Below are 709 nucleotides of genomic sequence, written 5' to 3' on the forward strand. Positions count from 1 at the left end.
TCGGCGACGAACCGACGCACCTCGGCGACCAGCCCACCCGCCTGCGGGTTGTTCGTCAACCGCGTGACCCGACCGTTCGGAACGAAGGTGTCGGTGAAGCGTTTACCGTGTGCGGTATTTCCAGCGACGAACACCGCATCCATATGCCCCGGCCGCGGAGACCAGGTGACACCCACACAGAAACCGAGGTCTTCACCGATCCGATACAGATCCTCCGGAACCAGACCACCGACAGATCGACCCTCCGGGCTTTCCCCGAGCGTGAATTCGGTACCGACTGTGGTGGTGCGGGTATCGACCGAAACCCTCCGCCCGCATTCGATGTCCCGCATCGCTGAATACTCGGCCCCGAGCCCCCCATGCGGAATGTCCGTCACACGGATCCGGTCGTCACCGGATTCCCCGAGCACATGCCTCAATTCCCGGTAACCCGGGAAGGAAACGGTCACCACTTCCGCGAAGGACAGTCGTTCGACCGGGCTCTTGGACAGCACCACATCATATCGATATCGGGTCAGCTCGTTCACCGCGTAGCCCCGCCGAAGCTGAATATCCACCGCAGCGAGATCCCCGATCCGGTCGGTCAACGAATGAAAATACTCCGGCGCCAGCAGCAACTCACGCTCCGCGGCACGTTTCCGCCGAACCCGCGCCCGCACAACCCCACCACCTTCGACAAGCTCACCACCTTCGGCGACCTCACCACCTT

The 709-nt window shown here is 62.6% G+C and carries 1 protein-coding gene; it reads right to left on the minus strand.

The genetic code is table 11. The features are described 5' to 3' along the window. Nucleotides 1-587 (minus strand): hypothetical protein (locus ACX4ZE_RS22915; protein ID WP_480275536.1); only part of this gene is annotated, 587 nt, incomplete at its 3' end. Nucleotides 588-709: the final 122 nt, after the last annotated feature.

The organism is Nocardia sp. TBRC8007, assembly GCF_056629435.1.